The following is an 18294-nucleotide window of genomic DNA, read 5'->3' as shown; positions in this document are numbered from 1 at the left end:
CAACAAATTTGAAATCTTTTATTTTTAGCGAAAAGATTTTTACTATTAACCAATAGAAGGAATACGATTATTAAAACCGTAAAAAAAGCGCCGGCAGTAAATCGCCCAAACCGTATCAATGAAGAGATTCGTGTAAAAGAAGTTCGTTTAATTGACCAAGATGGTGAACAAGCAGGGATTGTTTCTATTCAACAAGCCCTAGAAATGGCAGAGCAAGCAGAGCTTGATCTTGTTGAAATTAGCCCAAATGCAGAGCCGCCGGTTTGTCGCATTATGAACTACGGTAAATTCCTTTACGAAAAAAGTAAAACCGCTAAAGAACAAAAGAAAAAACAAAAAGTTGTCCAAGTTAAGGAAATTAAATTCCGCCCAGGCACAGACGAAGGTGACTATCAAGTTAAATTACGCAGCTTAATCCGTTTCTTAGAAGAGGGAGACAAAGCGAAAATTACCGTGCGTTTCCGCGGTCGTGAAATGGCTCACCAAGACATTGGCTTTGACGTGTTAGAGCGCGTAAAAAATGATTTAGCTGAAATTTCTGTCGTTGAATCTGCACCAGGTAAATTAGAAGGCCGTCAGGCTGTAATGGTGTTAGCACCGAAGAAAAAATAAGAATTTTGCTGAGAAATCTCAGCAAATCTTTTTGTTTAAGTTTGACTTAAATAAAAAGACAACTGCATGTTAGGCACACTACGCAGCCTAACTGCTTTTGAAAAGGCAATTTAATTTGCCTTATGATGGAAATGATCAGTGCTTCCAAGTAACTTTTTAAGTTCGCCTGATTATGTTGTTTTAAACGAAAAATGCGGAGTTATTTTAACAATGCCTAAAATCAAAACAGTACGCGGCGCAGCGAAGCGCTTCAAAAAAACTGCTTCTGGTGGTTTCAAGCGTAAACAATCTCACTTACGTCATATTTTGACTAAAAAAACAACTAAACGTAAACGTCATTTACGTCATAAATCAATGGTTGCGAAAGCAGACCAAGTTTTAGTAGTAGCTTGCTTACCATACGCATAAGCCGTTATTTAAGCAAAACGTACGATTAGTTCATTTTAGAAAAATATTACATAGGAGATTAAATAATGGCTCGTGTAAAACGTGGTGTTATTGCAAGAGCACGCCATAAGAAAGTTCTTAAGGCTGCTAAAGGTTATTATGGTGCACGTTCACGCGTGTATCGCGTTGCTTTCCAAGCGGTGATCAAAGCTGGTCAATACGCATATCGTGACCGTCGTCAACGTAAACGTCAATTCCGTCAATTATGGATTGCACGTATCAACGCTGCAGCGCGTCAAAATGGTTTATCTTACAGCAAATTCATCAACGGCTTGAAAAAAGCATCTGTTGAAATCGACCGTAAGATTCTTGCTGATATCGCTGTATTCGACAAAGTAGCGTTCGCTGCATTAGTTGAAAAAGCAAAATCTGCACTTTAATTTTTTAAAGTTTAGATAAAGAAGAATTAGGACGCTGAAAAGCGTCCTCTGACTACCGACAAACCCACCTTGCAGCCTAGCTGCCAAAGGTGGGTTTATTTTTGTCGTTTTACTTTTTTTCTTACATGTCACTTTAAATAGCCATGATCTGTCCCCAAAAGTTGGACTAAACAACCAACTGATTAAGGGGTAGATTTTTGATGAATAAATTCAACCAATCATTCAAACAACAAGTGATCGATTTTTATCTTCAATATGGTAAAAATCGTTCTCTCACCAGACAGCATTTTCAACTTGCAGAACAAACATTAAATCGTTGAATTGAACAATTTAATCAAAATGTAATCAATGGGTTAGAAGTAATAGGCAAGAAGAAACAAACGTATTAATAGGGAAAATCCTATTTTACACTCTGATCAAGGGGGCAATATCAAATTAGAGGGTATCAAGCAATCCTCTTGAAATACGGTATTCGACAAAGTATGTTTAGAAGGAAATTGTTTAGATAATGCGGCGATGGAGAGTTTCTTTGGATGGTTAAAAACAGAGCGCTATGAGAGGAAACAGTTTGATACTTTCGAACAACTCAAAAAACGATTAATGAGTACATTCATTATTACAATCATGAGCGTATTCAGTGTAAACTAAAAGGGCTAAGCCCTGTAGAATACAGAACTCAGTTCTTGATTTAACAGTCTAACTTTTTGAGATCAGATCAGAAAAGATTATCTTTTTATTCTATAAAATGTTTTGTTGGAACTTAACTAATTGTTCTACTTGATGTAAATTTGGATTATAGACCCATTCATTATCAAAATGAGTTTTTAATCTATTTTCCATAAATAAATTACCAATCACTAAAGAGTGAAATTGGTTTCCTTTTTCTCTTTGTTTTCTTATGTCGCTAAGTAAAGTTTCAGGCAATGACCCCATTACAAAATCAGAAATCATTAAAACATCTGCTTTTTCATAATTCTCCGATTGGCATAGCGATAAAGCATATCGTAATGCAGGAGCAGCATCAGTCCCACCGTGGAACGATTTACTCAAGAAAGAAACTAAATCGGCAATGCCTTTTGTTGCACTAATTTCAAACGTCTCAATACCTGTTGAGAAATTAATAACAAAACATTTTCTTTGTTCTGCTTTAGCTTTATTTCCCAAATACAAAGACATCGCTTTAGCAATATTTTCAGGTATACCGCTCATTGAACCACTTGTATCCACACACAAAATCATTGGACCAAGTTTATTATCTTCTTTTATTTCTATTTCGGTAGTAATCTCTTGTTGTTCATCTTGAAATGCTGTTCCTTGTAATTCAAAACAAACTAATTTTGATTCTAAATATTTTAAGTCAAATAAAATAGCGGTTTCAGGATCTGCCATTAGTGCCAATTCGGAAGGAATAACATACTCTAGATCTTTGCCTAATTTAAGACCAATAATTTCTTCTTTAGAATTAACATCAGTAACAGGCACGGGCACACTAATTGTTTGAGTAATAGTTTCTACCTTTGATGACTGCTCAATTTGTCGCATTTTACCTAATAAATCTGCGATTTTTTGTGCTTCTTTATCTTGTGAAAAATAATTTGCCCAACGAGTAAGTTCTTTAATTGATTGTGGGGTTAAAGAACCTAAACTATCATCAAACCAGATTCCAAAATCTAAGCCCAAAGGAGAAAGTTGTCGATCTAATTGTTGAATAAGTTCCAACCATTTTTCCAACTCTGTAAGGAATTTTCTTCTTGCAAGTTCAATCTGCTTTAATTCCCATTGAGCCTGTGATTTATCTAGATTTTTTTGCCATTCTTTCAATAATAAACTAGAAGCAATTCCTTTTTCTTTATTATTACTTTCTAATTTTTTATACCAAAAAGAATAATCAAAAGGAATACCTACTAATTTACAAAAAGCTTGGCATTCTTGGATAGCTTTATCATTTAAAACAGATTTATTTTTATGAAATTCGCTATTCCATATTTTCCATTTTTTTCGGAATTTTGGAAATGGATTCTCTTGTTGAATAAATTTCTCTGTTTTCTTAAACCAATTACGGATATGATCACTTAAATATTCAGCAAGTTGTGGTCTTTGAATAAGCTCTTCATATTTTTCAGAAAGGGATTTTTTGATAATCCCTTTTTCTGATAACAAGTTTATTGGCATAATGACTCCAAACGCTCACAGTCTGTAATTCGTAATTTAAGCTGTTCTATTTGTTTTAAAATACCACTTACTGCTACATTAATTTCATTTTCAGTAACAAATGGGCTTTGCAGTTGTTTTTTATAAGATTTATTTTTATCTTCAATTATAACTAAAGTATTACTTAAAATAGATCTAACTTCTTTTATTGCCTCTGAAAGTGATTTAATCAGCCTTTTATTCACTTTTTGTTTTCTTTGACCTTTCTTGAATAAAGGTTTAGGAGAGAATCTTAAGTTTTCATAATCATTATTTAACATCAATATGCAACTTCCTTGTTGGTCAAATTTATATGAAACATCTTTGATAAGATTACCTTGAGAATCTACAGGATGGTACTCCTGCGATGTTTTCATATGTTTAAATGGTATATTTAATATGAATTGTCTATTCCTATTGCTATAACTACTATATTTATAGTTAAAATTAGCTTCAATTTCAAAATACTCATCTCCATTTAGGTTATAAGTATCATAAATATCTTCAGAATAATATAGCTCGTTATGAATTTCTTTATCTAATTTATCTTTTTCTCTATCTAAATCAGCCAAATCAACCCCACTGTCAAAACCGCATTCTTTGATTACATTCATTACTATATTTTCTACCGCTTCACGATTTTCAGGAGTAGTCCATAAACAATATTTTAATAAAACAACATCACTATGGTTAGTTTCTTTACGTCCATTACAGAATGCAGATGCCTTTAATAACAATGCAGCTCGTTGCCAACGTCTGTCTGAAACATATACTTTCAACTCCTCAAATTTATCTGCTAATTCTTGGCGAATATATTTGATAATTAACAGAGTATCATCACTGAGTGATACATTATGTAATTGCTCTCGCCATTGCATAAGTTCTTTAGAACGAATAACTAATTCGGGGCTTATGCTTGGTTTTTCTGAACTCGCTTTACTATTTAATAGTTGGTTGAAATTTTTATTTTCTTGAATTGGAGGAACAAGAAGACGAAGGATAAAACGGTCATATAAAGCGTCTAACCCCTGATTTTCTGCAGGAACTTCATTGGAAGCTGAAATAAGAGATTTTAATGGAACATCAATTCTCTCATTACCATTTTTAAAAATATGTTCATTAATAATAGTTAAAAGGTTATTTAAAATAGCAGGACTTGATTTCCAAATTTCATCTAAAAAAGCAAAATCAGAGGTTGGTAAATATCCTTCAACTTGGCGAACATAGCGATCAGCCTTTAATTCTTTAATAGAAATAGGACCAAAGATTTCTTCTGGTGTGGTAAAGCGATTCATCAAGCATTCAAAATAATTTGATGTTTCAAATGCACAAGCTAATCTCCTTGAAATTAAACTTTTTGCAGTACCAGGTGGACCATACAGAAAAGTATTTTGACCAGAGATAGCTCCTAATAAAGTAATGGCTAATATCTGCTCTCTTTCGTGCATATTAGCATTTAGTTGCTTTAATAAATTAGATATGCGCTTTTGCATAGCTATTTCTTGAGCATTGATAACTTTATCTAGTTCTTGCGAAGCTCGGTTTTGTTCTGATTTTTTATTCATTTGAAAAATTTCCTTAATCTTAAAATATTTAAAAATAATGCTAATGACGAAACCATTATACGTTATATATTTATAATATATAGCAAAATGTCTAACAAGGGATTAATTATTTCCAATCATTATAATCAAGGCTTTTAGGCTTATTTTTAGTGACTGACGTAGATTAGCAAGTATGCTAGTCTATAAAAATGAAGATAACTCATTATAAATTAAAGAAATCTATACAAAATAAAAGCGCCTTAAGCTTTTTGTATTAGAAGTTACAGCCCGAGCAGCAGCTGATTTATTCGATATACAAGCCTCAGCGATTTTGTTTTACCGAAAAATTCATGAAGTCATTAACTATCATTTAGCCCTTAAAGATGATTAGGTTTTTGATGGTCAAATTGAGATTGATGAAAGCTATTTTGATGGCATCGTAAAGGAAAACAAGGTAGAGATACAGTAGGAAAAGTTGCCGTATCTGGTTTGTTAAAGTGACAAAGAAAAGTATTTGCGGTGGTGGTAGAAAATAGCGAAACAGGACATTATTAATTGTAGAAGATCAAACCCAATATGATGGTCTCCCGTTTAAAAACTCGTGCCTGTCATCTTAATTTAAGCTTAGATTCTTTTCTACTAAAATACGTTTCCCATCAAATAATGTTCCCATCGCTGTTCTTTCACAACACATTTTACCTTGATGGGTACAATAAGGGTTATAATACAACATCTATTCATCTAATAAGTCTGTTTGTAATGTATCTAAACCCGTATAAATTCTCTTTCTAAAGGCAACCTGATAAAACTCCTGCAAAATCGTTTTGTGGAAACGCTCGCAGATGCCATTGATTTGCGGATGTTTGATTATCGTTAATGGCTAAATAAAGCTCATCATCGTGATTTTCCACTTTTCCACCATATTCACTACTGCGGTCAGTTACAATGCGTAACATCGGTAATTCTTTGCCTTCAAAGCAAGGGAGTACCTTGTCATTAAGAATATCTATGGCACTAATTACGGTCTTCATCGTATAAAGTTTTGCAAACGCAACTTTACTATAAGTATCGATAAAGGTTTGCTGGTAAATGTGTCCTACGCCTTTGAGATTACCTACATAGAAGGTATCTTGAAACCCGAGATAACCTGGGGGGAGCCGTTTCAATTTCTCTACACGCAGGGACATCTTCTTTTTTTGCGCTCTAGGGCTTGTACTTACGATTCACTTAAAATAATACCTTTTTCGGCAACCAACTTCTCAAGTGCAGTTAATTTTTGTTTGAAATTAGCCAGATTATGTCTTAACCAAATGGAATGCACGCCTCCTGCTGAAACAAAAAACTTGTTTACGTAATTCATTGCTGGCACAAACCTGTCCAAAGGCGGGATTATCTAAGGCGAATTGTACCACTTCTTGTTCAACTTTCTAATCAACACGATTTTTCAGGTTAGGCACGCATCGATTTTGATTAAGTAAGGCTTCAACTCTACCTTGTTCTGCTTGTTGATAGTGATAAAAGGTATCACAACTCATGCCCATAATTTTATAGGTTTGTGAGATGTTACCTAACTCTTCCGATAAATTAAGTAAACCGGTCTTGTGTTTAATGATAGAGTTGTAAGTAATAAAACATGTGAGTTTCCTTTTTTGTTTAGATTGATTTTGACACTCATATTCTAAATGGGGAAACTCTCACTTTTTATTGTAATTTGTTAGATTAAGTCTGATCTTCTGCAAATTAGGACGCTGAAAAGCGTCCTTTTTTTGCATTTGTGACTTCAAATTTTGTAAAATAATGCCATTAGTTCTCATCTGTTAAAATCTATGGCCGAAACAATCCCACTGAATCCTATCACGTTGCCTTTAAATCAAATTAGCTTAATCGAAGCATCTGCTGGTACGGGGAAAACATATACTATTGGTTCTTTATATCTCCGACTTTTATTAAAGGCTGGAGAAAATAACTTTTCTCGTCCGTTAAATGTGGAAGAAATTCTGGTGGTAACCTTTACGGAAATGGCAACAGAAGAACTCAAGAAAAAAATTCGTGAGCGTATAACAGATGCGATTGATAAACTCACAACCTTCTCAGAAACCCAAGATAAATCCGCATTTAAAAATGATGAATTTCTTACCGCACTTTGTGATAATTTGAACATTTTTGAGGCAATTCATCTCTTAAAATTAGCTGAGCAAAATATGGATTTGGCGGCAATTTATACCATTCACGGTTTTTGTCGCCGTATGTTGATGCAATATGCTTTCCATTCTGGCATTCACTTCAATTTAGAATTAATTAAAGATCAATCTGATTTATTAGTTCGTTTTGCTAATGAATTTTGGCGAGAACATTTTTATCCATTGCCTTTTGAAATGGCTGATTTTATTGCGAATGAACTAGGATCACCAGATTACGTATTATCCCTATTAGAATCGAATTTAGGCAAAAATTTAATTGTTGATTTGGAGAACCAACAGGCATTATCTATTTCTATCACAGAATTTTTACACCAATATCTTGGTGAGTATTTTAAAGATATCAAGGCACTAAAACGTTTTTGGTTAGAAAGTGCGGGTAAAATTTCTGAATTAATTACAGAAGAATTGAATAAAGATTATGCAAAAGGTGAGCCCAAATCCTTAAGCCGTCGAAGCTATAATACATCACGTTTGGCGAAATGGATTGAGCAAGTAAACGCCTGGGCAAATAATCCGCGTGATTATTTACTAAATGAAACCTTGATGTCGTATTTCACTCAATCAGCTTTAGGTGAAAAAGGTGAGGAGGGCGCATCCCCCTTTATTGCCCCTATTTTTACTGAATTAGAAGAACGTACAAATGCTTTAATATCCCCAGATTTACTTCGTCGAGTTATTCTTTATCATTATCGACAAGGCTTACAGCAAAAACTTTTAGACTATAAACTAAATCATCAAGAAAAATCCTTTGATGATTTATTGCGCTTGTTTTGCAAAGCCTTGCAAGGTCCGCAAGGGGACGAATTAGCGGAAATGATTCGTTTCCAATATCCTTTTGCGATGATTGATGAATTTCAGGATACAGATTCACAACAATACGCTATTTTTTCAAAAATTTATCGTGATAATCCTGAAAAAAATACTGGTTTTATTATGATTGGCGATCCGAAGCAGGCGATTTATCGTTTCCGTGGCGCAGATATTTTTACTTATCTAAAAGCATCGGACGAAGCCCAATCTCGTTTTGAACTCACTAAAAATTATCGTTCAGAGAAGCATTTGGTTGATGGCGTAAATGCTTTATTCGATTTTCCTCAATCGCCATTTATTTATCAAAATATTAACTTTACTGCTGTTGATTCTCGTGATGATCATCTGCGATTTTATTTAAATGGTAAAGCTGAACCAGCTTATCGTTTTTATCTAACTGAAAGTGACAAAGTGAATAAAACTGAAATGGCAAAAATATGTGCTATTTCTATTCAACATTGGCTAAAAAGTGCGGCAGAAAATCAGGCAGTTTTTCAAAATGAAGATACTTGTAAAACATTGCAAGCGGCAAATATTGCCGTATTGGTGCGTGATAAAAATGAAGCGGCTCTAGTAAAAAATGAATTGCAAAAATTGGGGATCGCGTCAGTTTATCTTTCTGATCAAAATAGCGTATTTGATAGCAATGTTGCGAAAGAATTAGCTTGGGTGCTTAAAGCCTGTTTGAATGTGGCAGAACGTCCAATTTTGAACGCAATTGCGACCGCACTTTTTGGCTTAAATGCGGCGGATATTCATCAAATTCAGCAAAATGAGGCAGACTGGCAACGTTGGGCAGATAGTTTTGCTCAATACCAACAAACTTGGCAACGCCAAGGAATATTGGCCATGCTACATCAAATTTTATTGGAACAAGGCATTTCAGAACGCTTATTAAGCCAAGCCACGGGCGAGCGAGATTTAACGGATTTCCTACATTTGGCAGAAATTTTACAACAAGCTGCCACGCTACACGAAAGTGAAGCGGCATTGCTCAGTTGGTTTGAAAAACAAATTCAAGGCGAAGGTCGTCAAGAGGCTCAAATTCGTTTAGAAAGTGAACGCCAGTTGGTAAAAATAGTGACAATCCATAAATCTAAAGGCTTAGAATACGATTTAGTTTGGCTACCATTTTTAGCTGTACCAAGCAAAATTCCAACGGCTGGTGACATGAATGTTTATTATTCTAAAGAACGAGATGAAACCTTATGGGATATGGAAAATCGTAATTTAAACGCACTTTATGAAGAAACTTTTGCGGAAGAGTTACGTTTACTTTATGTGGCTTTAACGCGTGCCAAATATCAAATGGCATTCGCTTTGCCTGCGCAATTTGATAAAAAATGGAATGCCTTGCATTATGTACTAAGCCAAGGTGAAATAGGCAAGGAAATAGCGTTATCAGCGCCTAAAGATACCGAGACGTTGTTGCAAACCTTTAAAGAAAAAATGCAAGATAATGTGGAAATCTGCACTACGCAAAATCTAGAGGCTTTGCCGACCTTATCAATTAATACAAAAAATGATGAGCTTAAAGCCGCAAAATTTACGGGCAATATTGAGCAAGATTGGCGAATAACCAGTTTTACTTCAATTGAACAAGGTCATCGCCGACAAAATTATTTCACTGAAAGTGCGGGTAAAAAACACGCTGTTTTTGATGATGCAAAAGATTATGACAGCCAAAATTCGATTGAAATTTCGACCGCACTTTTAAGCGAAAATGAATCAAATATTTTAGATTTGCCACGAGGTAAACAAGTCGGGACTGCATTGCATCGCCATTTTGAAAATTGCTATTTTTCTGATTTAGCAAATACAGAAGAAATTGACAAATTAAGACAATCCTTACAGTTAGATGAAACCCTTACAGAACCGCTACAAAATTGGCTACAACAGATTTCACATACGCCACTTTCTCATGAAATAGGAATAGCATTAGCTGATTTGGTAAATAAAGATTGCATTAAAGAAATGCCATTTTATCTGGCTATTCGGGAACATTTTGATGTTGATGCGTTTAATCGCACGTTGAAAGCCCATCATCATTTGCCAAGCGATCCACTTCAATTTGAACAAATTCAAGGCATGGTGCGAGGTTCGATTGACTTAGTTTTCCGTCATAATGGGAAATATTATCTTGTTGATTATAAATCTAATTTCTTAGGTTCAAGCCTTACTGATTACAATCAAGAGGCATTGAAAAAAGAAATGTTACACAGTCACTATGATTGGCAATATTTAATTTATACGCTGGCATTACATCGTTATTTGCAAAGCGTTGTGCCTCATTACGATTATGCGCGAGATTTCGGCGGGGTATTTTATCTTTTCTTACGTGGAATGAATGGTGAGCCACAATCTGGCGTATTTTACGATCGTCCAAGCGTTGAATTAATCACAGAATTAGACGGGGTGTTTTAATGTTATCTGTATTATACAAACTTAAAGAGCAGGGCATTCTTTCTCAAGGTGATTATTATTTTGCTAAGTTGATAGCTGATAAACAATGTCATACGGATTATGCGGAACCAGTCAAAAATTTAGCCATATTATTAGCCGCACTTTGTAGCTGGCGTTATACGCAGGGAAATACTTGCAGCCAATTAGATCGCTATTTAGAACATAATTTATTTGGCTTGGCTTATCGTACAACGGAAGAAGATTATTTAGCTGAAATTCGCAAAAAAATTGGTTATTTACCTGTGGAAGATTGGCAAAATGCGTTGTGCGGGCATATGGCATTTACGCAAGATCCCGTCAATCAAATTGCGCCAATGGCATTTCAATTTGGCGCGTTGTATTTCTATCGCGCTTGGCAAGATGAATATCGTATCGCGCAATATATAAAAAACACTTTAAAAAAACACCGCACTTTAGCCTTTTCTTATGATGAAATTCGTCAAAAATTAGATAAATATTTCCCTGAAAAACAGGAAAAAATAGATTGGCAAAAAGTGGCGGTAGCCACAGCGATTAAAAGTCCATTTTCGATTGTTACAGGCGGCCCAGGAACAGGAAAAACCACGACAGTTACGCGTTTATTGCTCGTTCTACAAGAATTATTTGATTGTAAATTACACATCAAATTGGTTGCACCGACTGGCAAAGCCGCCTCTCGTTTGGAAGAATCGATTAAAAATGCGTTAGGTTTTATGCAAGAAAAAATGAATTTATCCGATTCACTTTTCAATGCGATCCCACAAAAAGCCAGTACTTTGCATAGTTTACTGGGTGTGAATGCTTTTAATGATTACACGCGCTATAACAGTCATAACCCTTTGCAGTTGGATGTATTAGTTGTTGATGAAACATCAATGATTGATTTGCCAATGATGGCAAAACTTATCAATGCCTTAAAGCCTGAAACTCGATTAATTTTATTAGGCGATCAGGCGCAATTAGCCTCTGTTGAGGCGGGGGCAGTATTGGGAGAATTAGCTCAATTTGTTACTCAACCTTATAGTCATGAACAAGCTACGTATTTGCAAGCGACGACAGGATACGAAGTAAAAGGTTCTGATTGTTCAAATCTAATACGTGATTGTTTATGCCATCTAACAGAAAGTCGCCGTTTTGATAAAGATTCAGGTATTGGCAAGTTGGCTGAATTCATTCAAAAAGGCAAAGCAGACGATAGCCTTGGGTTATTTGAACATTATCCTCAAGAATTGCACTTTAATGCCTTAAATGATGAACGCGATGCGGTCAATCAAGTGGTGAAAAGTGCGGTGAAAAATTACCGCACTTTCTTAAAAATGTTGGATGATTTACGTAAACAAAAAATTGCTCCTAACGCTAAAAATGAACAAGGCATTTCCTATGCCGAAGCTATTCAAGCGCAATTTAATTCTGTGAGATTTTTAACCGCACTTCGTAATAGCGATTTAGGTGTTGAAAATCTCAATAAAGAAATCGCATTAGCGTTGCGAGAGGAAAAATTGCTTTGGTTCCGTAATGAACAAGATTGGTATATCGGCAAGCCAATTATGATTACTGAAAACGATCATAATGTTCGCCTTTATAACGGCGATATTGGACTGTGCTTGGCAAATGGCAAAGTATGGTTTGGCAATCGAGAAGTGCTGACAAGCCGAATTCCAGCACACGAACCCGCTTTTATGATGACGATTCATAAATCTCAAGGTTCCGAATTTGAACATACCGTCATGGTGCTTCCAACAGAAGTGAATCCAGTACTGTCTCGAGAATTAGTTTTCACGGGCGTGACTCGTGCAAAAAAAGAACTCACTGTATTTGCCGATGAAAAAATATGGAAAACAGCGATTCGCCAGACAGTGAGACGCCAGAGCGGATTGGGTAAATTATTGGAAGAGTTGAATTAGTCAAAAAGGCGGAATGAATCCGCCTTTAAATTTATAAATCCATCACTTATTCATCAACAATATCAGTAAATTCTGCGCCTAATACTTTTGCTAAATCTTGTGGCGCAATTTCTACGCTTAGCCCTCGTTTTCCGCCTGAAACATAAATCGTTTCAAACTCAAGTGCGGTGGAATTTATCACCGTTTTCACGCGTTTCTTTTGACCGAGCGGGCTAATTCCCCCCACAAGATAGCCTGTACTTTTTTGCGCCGCATCTTTATCTGCCATTTCCACTTTTTTCACACCGATAGATTTTGCCGCTTTCTTTAAATTCAGCATATTGGCCGTTGCAAGCACAAAGCAAGCGAGTTTTTTCTGATCGCCATTTTCCGCCACAAGTAAGGTTTTAAAAGAGCGATTAGGATCAATGCCTAGTTTTTCTGCGGCCTCATCACCAAAATGTTGATTATTCGGATCATGATCATAAGTGTGCAAGATAAAAGGAATTTTTTGTTTTTTAAGTAAATCAATTGCAGGTGTCATTATTTCGTTCCTGGTTTTGGTGTAAAATAATGCCAATTATTTTACAGCGGAGAGAAAAATGGACGCAACCTTAAATATTGCGATAGCAGCAGAATTTGAATTAAGTGAAAAAATTGTAGAGCGTTTAGAACAAAGTGCGATTGAAATTAGCAGCGTTTCTATTGTTGAAATAACACCTTTTGAAGAAGAACAAAATATTCGTTTTCGCAATAAAGGCGTTGAACAACTTTCTCCAAATGAAGTTGAGTGGGCTGATTTTAATTATGTCTTTTTTGCAGGAAAACTTGAGCAAGTTTCCCATATTGCGCAAGCAGCAGAGCAGGGCTGTATTGTCATTGATATGTTAGGCGTTTGCAGTGCGCTTTCGGATGTGCCCGTTGTTGTTCCAACGGTAAATGAATCACAACTATTTGAACTGAGACAACGTAACATTGTTAGCTTGCCTGATCCACAAGTAAGCCAACTAGCTTTAACGCTTGCCCCGATTTTACAAGAGACTAATCTTAATCAAGTGTTTGTCACTTCTTTATTACCAGCCTCTTATACAAATGCGGAAACCGTCACTAAACTTGCGGGACAAACAGCCCGTTTATTAAATGGTATTCCATTAGACGAAGAAGAAACGCGCTTAGCGTTTGATGTTTATCCACATCAAACACCTAGTTTATCTAATCAATTACAACGAATTTTTCCGCAATTAGAGCGTGTTACATTCCACGCAATCCAAGTGCCTGTATTTTATGGATTGGCACAAAAAGTCACCGCACTTTCAGACTATGATTTCAACTATCAGCCTCAAAATAGCGAGCTTATCGCTTTAGAAGAAACCTTAATTACGCCTGTGCTTAATGGAGAACAAGAAAATGGCGAAGAATCAGTAAAACTTCATTTAAGTCAAATAAGTGCGGTAGAAAATGGCATAGAATTTTGGTCTGTGGCAGATGAACAACGTTTTAATCTCGCCTTACTTTCAGTGAAATTGTTGGAGGGAATTTATCAGCAAGGTTATTAATACCCAGGAAATCAAGGAGAATAATATGCAAAATATTCTATTTATTATCCATTCATCCCCTTATGGTGACGAGCATTTTTTTAGTGCATTACGTTTGGCGTTACAGTTGCAAGAGCAGCATAAAAGTGCGGTTAATTTAAAAGTATTTTTAATGTCTGATGCGGTAACTGGCGCTTTAGCAAAACAAAATCCAGCAGAAGGGTATCATTTACAACAAATGTTGGAAATTTTAACTGCGCAAGGGGCGACAATTAAACTTTGTAAAACCTGTACAAATGCTCGTGGTATCACTGAATTGCCGTTGGCGGATGGGGTGGAAATAGGCACCTTATCAGAGTTGGCAGATTGGACGATGGAAGCCGACAAAGTATTAAATTTTTAATTTTCTCGATAAAAGAACCCGCCACAAGTGCGGGTTCTTTTTTGCTTATTTTGTTGCCGTTTTCATTGCTTGAACAAATTCAGTTAATTCAACTAAACATTGCTCGTGATTATCTAAATTTCGCTCAATGATTTTGACCGTTGCCGAACCTGAAATCGCACCGGCAGCCCCTAAAGACAACGCTTCTTTAACTTGCCCTGGTTGAGCAATGCCGAAGCCTTGTAAAATTGGCGGGGCATTATGCGCCTTAAGCTGTTCTACAAGGGTATCTAAATTCGCTGCGTGGGCTTGATTTTCAGCACTGGTTACGCCTGCGCGAGAAACTAAATAAGTATAGCCCTCGCTATTTTCGGCTACACCTTGGATCGTTTTTTCGTCCGCGTTTGGCGGGCAAATAAATACCGGTTGAATACCGTGTTTTTTAGCTGCTTGTACATAATCTTCTTTTGCCAGTAACGGAATATCTGCCACAAGCACAGCGTCAACACCGACTTCTGCACAGCGTTGATAAAAAGCATCTAAACCTTTGGCAAAAATTAAATTGGCGCAAAGCAATAAACTAATTGGAATCTCTGGATATTTTGACCGTACTTTTTCTAATAACTTAAAGCTATCTTCAGTGCTATGACCCGCAGTTAAAGCTCGATTATTCGCAGATTGAATAACTGGGCCATCAAGTAGTGGATCGGAAAAAGGAAAACCAAGCTCTAAAGCATCCGCACCGTTATCTACAAGCGTACAAATAATCTCAAAAGAGCGGTCAAAAGTAGGGTCACATAAGGTGACGAAAGGAACAAATGCCCCTTCATTTTTTGCTTTAAGCGCAGCAAATTGAGTTTCAAAACGGCTCATTATTTCATTCCTTTTTCTGTCAAAATTTTATCTACGGTGAAAATATCTTTATCGCCACGTCCAGATAAATTCACGACTAAAATTTGTTCTTTGTTAGGTTCTTGATGAATCATTTTTAAGGCTTGAGCAAGGGCGTGTGAGCTTTCTAATGCAGGAATAATGCCTTCATGTTTAGCTAACTCTTGGAATGCATTTAATGCTTCATCATCAGTAATACTTGGATATTCTGCTCGTCCAATACTTTGTAAATAAGCATGTTGAGGCCCAACAGAAGGGAAGTCTAACCCAGCTGAAACTGAGTAGGATTCCTCAACTTGACCATCTTCTGTTTGCATCAAAGGGGATTTCATCCCGAAATAAATGCCAACTTTTGCATGGCCTAATGGTGCGCCATGTTCACCGCTTTCAATGCCTTTCCCCGCTGGTTCAACGCCAATCAAACGCACATTTGGTTCATCAATAAAGTCAGTAAACATGCCAATTGCATTAGAACCACCGCCAACAGCAGCAATCACTGCATCAGGTAAACGACCTTCTCGTTCGAGAATTTGACGTTTCGTCTCAATTCCAATCATTTTTTGAAATTCTCTCACAATCGTAGGGAATGGATGAGGGCCTGCCGCCGTTCCAAGTAAATAATGGGTGTTTTCATAGTTTGCTGACCAATCACGCATAGCTTCACAACAAGCGTCTTTTAAAGAGCAAGAGCCTTTTTGTACAGGAATCACCTCTGCGCCCATTAGACGCATACGAAATACATTCGGCGATTGACGCTCAACATCTTTTGCGCCCATATAAATACGGCATGGCATATCTAACATAGCACAAGCTAGGGCGGTCGCAACACCGTGCTGACCAGCACCTGTTTCGGCAATAATACGTGTTTTACCCATGCGTTTAGCTAATAAAATTTGTCCTAAAACTTGATTAGTTTTATGAGCACCACCGTGTAATAAATCTTCACGTTTAAGATAGATTTTCGCTTTAGTACCTTTTGTTAAGTTGCGACAAAGGGTAAGTGCGGTCGGTCTTCCGGCATAATTTTTGAGTAAATCTTGAAATTCACGTTGGAATTCAGGATCGTCTTTCGCGTCTACAAATGCTTTCTCAAGTTGTTTAAGCACTGGCACGAGTATTTCTGGTACATACATACCACCAAACTCACCAAAATAGGGATTTAAAATAGTTTCTGACATTGTGTTTCCTTATTATTTTAATTTGAATTTCTTACCACATTAAGTGGTGCAAAAGTTTGTGCTGTTGGCATCACTTCAATGCGATTAATATTAACGTGTTCGGGTTGCTGATTGAGCCATAAAACCATGTTTGCAATATCTTGTGGTGTAACGTATTGCACATTTTCATAGAGTTTTTCTGCTCGTGCATCATCACCTTTAAAACGCACATTAGAAAATTCTGTTCCGCCACAAAGCCCTGGTTCTACGCTAGTAACACGGATATTTTTCCCCGCCAAATCTGCACGTAAATTTAAGCTGAACTGTGTCACAAAAGCCTTTGTACCGCCATATACGTTACCGCCTGGGTAAGGGTAGGTACCTGCAATTGAACTTAAATTAATAATATGGCCCGTATTTCTTTCTACCATTTGAGGCAAAACGAATCGAGTAATATTCACCAATCCTTTAATATTGGTATCAATCATTTGTTCCCAATCATCAAGATTCGCTTTATCGGCAGATTCTAAGCCAAGAGCCAATCCTGCGTTATTAACAAGTAAATCAATATTTTTCCATTGCGTAGGTAAAGATTTAATTGCTTCTTCAGTGGCTAGTCGATCAGATATATCGAAAGCAAGAGGCAGAAAATTTTCACCCAATTCAGCTTTTAGTGAAGTTAAACGCTCGGTACGACGGCCAGTACCAATTACAAAATATCCAGCTTGAATAAGCGTTCTACAGATTGCAGTACCAAATCCTGCGGTAGCACCAGTAATAAGGGCAATTTTAGACATCATTCTCTCCTTTTTATTTACGATATCTTTATACTACTACGCTAGTACAAAAAAATATAGGAGTTTATGAAGAAATTTGAAGAAAAAGAATGGAAAATAAAAGCAAAAAGTGCGGTGAAATTCCACCGCACTTTCAAAATTAATGATGATGGTGTTCTGGTTTTGGTGGGAGTTTAGCCAATCCTTTACCAACCGGTAAAATTAATGTGCTATAGCTTGCAGATTGCTGACAAATTTGTTGATCTGCAAATGGTGTTTTATGAATAACTTTAATTTTCCAAATACCATCAATTAATGGAATGATATTCACACGTCCTTGACTATCTGTTTTACCTGAAAAACCTTGTGGTTCACGATGACTTGTACTTGCTTCAAGATCTTTTACTACAATAGTATCTGCTGTTGCAATTACAGTTTCGCCTGCTAATGGCTGATCTTGGTAGAAAATTTGAACAGGGAACGGTTCGCCTGATTTTACTTTGCTTGGATCACGCAGAGGAACAATTTCAAGTGGTAAACCAACTCTTGTCATTGCCATTTCTGCATTTAATGGTTTTTTACCAACTGTAACAAGACTTTTACCAAACATTTGAGTTTGTTCGCAATAAGTTGGATTTTCTAATCCTTTCAAATTATCCATTTTCCAACCTTCAGAATTTTGTGACCAAAAGGTTGGTTTATAAGTCGCTGTCACCCAATAAGAGCCATCAGACAATGCTTTCTCTGATTGATATTGATAGTTTTCACCTTTTTGAACTAAGGTTTGTTTTTCACCATCTTGACGAATAATTTCCATTGGCGCAAAAATTTTTAAACGCGCTTCAGGAATTTTTTCTACGTAAGGGTAGTCCCCATAAGCTAATTCTGCTTTTAATACAGAACCAGATGCCAATTTTGCAGGCGCTTGAACCCAAACTTCATGAGCTTGCGCTACACCAGCTAAAGCCAATAAACTTGCAATTAATGTTTTTTTCATACCTTTCCTTAATAAAAAATAGAGGTGAGCATTTATAAAATGAGCTC

General features: G+C 36.3%; 15 protein-coding genes and 3 pseudogenes. 10 read left to right on the top strand and 8 right to left on the bottom strand.

What is annotated here, in order from left to right:
* The first annotated feature begins 69 nt into the window (after positions 1–69).
* The 5 genes and pseudogenes from infC to HMPREF9096_RS08935 form a co-directional block, all read left to right on the top strand.
* On the top strand, positions 70–612 hold the full coding sequence (gene infC, locus HMPREF9096_RS04255; RefSeq protein ID WP_083817192.1) for a translation initiation factor IF-3: 543 nt from the start codon (positions 70–72) through the stop codon (positions 610–612).
* A gap of 210 nt (positions 613–822) precedes the next feature.
* The gene (gene rpmI / locus HMPREF9096_RS04260) at positions 823–1020 is read left to right on the top strand and encodes a 50S ribosomal protein L35 (protein ID WP_005596065.1); all 198 of its coding nucleotides are present in this window, start codon (positions 823–825) and stop codon (positions 1018–1020) included.
* Between the two features lie 65 nt (positions 1021–1085).
* On the top strand, positions 1086–1439 hold the full coding sequence (gene rplT, locus HMPREF9096_RS04265; RefSeq protein WP_005596075.1) for a 50S ribosomal protein L20: 354 nt from the start codon (positions 1086–1088) through the stop codon (positions 1437–1439).
* A 200-nt stretch (positions 1440–1639) separates the two neighbouring features.
* On the top strand, positions 1640–1759 hold the full coding sequence (locus HMPREF9096_RS09250; protein WP_009500504.1) for an IS3 family transposase: 120 nt from the start codon (positions 1640–1642) through the stop codon (positions 1757–1759).
* 79 nt (positions 1760–1838) lie between these two features.
* Positions 1839–2131, top strand: a pseudogene (locus HMPREF9096_RS08935) (transposase); the annotation flags it as partial.
* A 46-nt stretch (positions 2132–2177) separates the two neighbouring features.
* Here HMPREF9096_RS08935 and HMPREF9096_RS04270 read toward each other — a convergent pair.
* The gene (locus HMPREF9096_RS04270; protein ID WP_009500503.1) at positions 2178–3611 is read right to left on the bottom strand and encodes a VWA domain-containing protein; all 1434 of its coding nucleotides are present in this window, start codon (positions 3609–3611) and stop codon (positions 2178–2180) included.
* Positions 3602–5194: an AAA family ATPase gene (locus HMPREF9096_RS04275; RefSeq protein ID WP_009500502.1), complete on the bottom strand. Its 1593-nt coding sequence runs from the start codon at positions 5192–5194 to the stop codon at positions 3602–3604. The genes HMPREF9096_RS04270 and HMPREF9096_RS04275 overlap by 10 nt, the downstream gene beginning before the upstream one ends.
* A gap of 188 nt (positions 5195–5382) precedes the next feature.
* Between HMPREF9096_RS04275 and HMPREF9096_RS09315 the strand changes: the two are divergent.
* Positions 5383–5671 (top strand): annotated as a pseudogene (locus HMPREF9096_RS09315) (IS1595 family transposase); the annotation flags it as partial.
* 115 nt (positions 5672–5786) lie between these two features.
* Here the strand turns inward: HMPREF9096_RS09315 and HMPREF9096_RS09145 are convergent.
* A pseudogene (locus HMPREF9096_RS09145) lies at positions 5787–6801 on the bottom strand (helix-turn-helix domain-containing protein).
* Positions 6802–6999: 198 nt separating this feature from the next.
* Between HMPREF9096_RS09145 and recB the strand changes: the two are divergent.
* Together recB and recD are read left to right on the top strand one after the other, a co-directional pair.
* A complete protein-coding gene (recB, locus tag HMPREF9096_RS04280) occupies positions 7000–10608 on the top strand; it encodes an exodeoxyribonuclease V subunit beta (RefSeq protein ID WP_009500499.1) in 3609 nt (1202 codons plus the stop codon).
* Entirely contained in the window at positions 10608–12530 is a 1923-nt protein-coding gene (gene recD, locus HMPREF9096_RS04285) for an exodeoxyribonuclease V subunit alpha (protein ID WP_009500498.1), read from the top strand. The genes recB and recD overlap by 1 nt, the downstream gene beginning before the upstream one ends.
* 46 nt (positions 12531–12576) lie before the next feature.
* Here the strand turns inward: recD and ybaK are convergent, their stop codons facing one another.
* Positions 12577–13053 (bottom strand): Cys-tRNA(Pro) deacylase, encoded by a 477-nt coding sequence (ybaK, locus tag HMPREF9096_RS04290; RefSeq protein ID WP_005631703.1) that lies wholly within the window; start codon positions 13051–13053, stop codon positions 12577–12579.
* Between the two features lie 58 nt (positions 13054–13111).
* Here ybaK and HMPREF9096_RS04295 point away from each other — a divergent pair, with 58 nt between their 5' ends.
* Positions 13112–14065: an oxidoreductase gene (locus tag HMPREF9096_RS04295; protein WP_009500496.1), complete on the top strand. Its 954-nt coding sequence runs from the start codon at positions 13112–13114 to the stop codon at positions 14063–14065.
* A gap of 25 nt (positions 14066–14090) precedes the next feature.
* Complete coding sequence (locus HMPREF9096_RS04300; protein WP_009500495.1) at positions 14091–14447, top strand: DsrE/DsrF/TusD sulfur relay family protein; 357 nt, start codon at positions 14091–14093, stop codon at positions 14445–14447.
* Positions 14448–14492: 45 nt separating this feature from the next.
* Here the strand turns inward: HMPREF9096_RS04300 and trpA are convergent, their stop codons facing one another.
* The 4 genes from trpA to HMPREF9096_RS04320 form a co-directional block, all read right to left on the bottom strand.
* On the bottom strand, positions 14493–15299 hold the full coding sequence (gene trpA / locus HMPREF9096_RS04305; protein WP_009500494.1) for a tryptophan synthase subunit alpha: 807 nt from the start codon (positions 15297–15299) through the stop codon (positions 14493–14495).
* Entirely contained in the window at positions 15299–16495 is a 1197-nt protein-coding gene (gene trpB, locus HMPREF9096_RS04310) for a tryptophan synthase subunit beta (RefSeq protein WP_009500493.1), read from the bottom strand. The genes trpA and trpB overlap by 1 nt, the downstream gene beginning before the upstream one ends.
* 17 nt (positions 16496–16512) lie before the next feature.
* Entirely contained in the window at positions 16513–17271 is a 759-nt protein-coding gene (locus HMPREF9096_RS04315) for an SDR family oxidoreductase (RefSeq protein ID WP_083817191.1), read from the bottom strand.
* Positions 17272–17410: 139 nt separating this feature from the next.
* Entirely contained in the window at positions 17411–18247 is an 837-nt protein-coding gene (locus tag HMPREF9096_RS04320; RefSeq protein WP_009500490.1) for a DUF4198 domain-containing protein, read from the bottom strand.
* Positions 18248–18294 lie beyond the last annotated feature (47 nt).

It is taken from the genome of Haemophilus sp. oral taxon 851 str. F0397 (assembly GCF_000242295.1).
Classification (GTDB): Bacteria; Pseudomonadota; Gammaproteobacteria; order Enterobacterales; family Pasteurellaceae; genus Haemophilus.
This window is presented reverse-complemented; position numbering and strand designations above follow the sequence as displayed.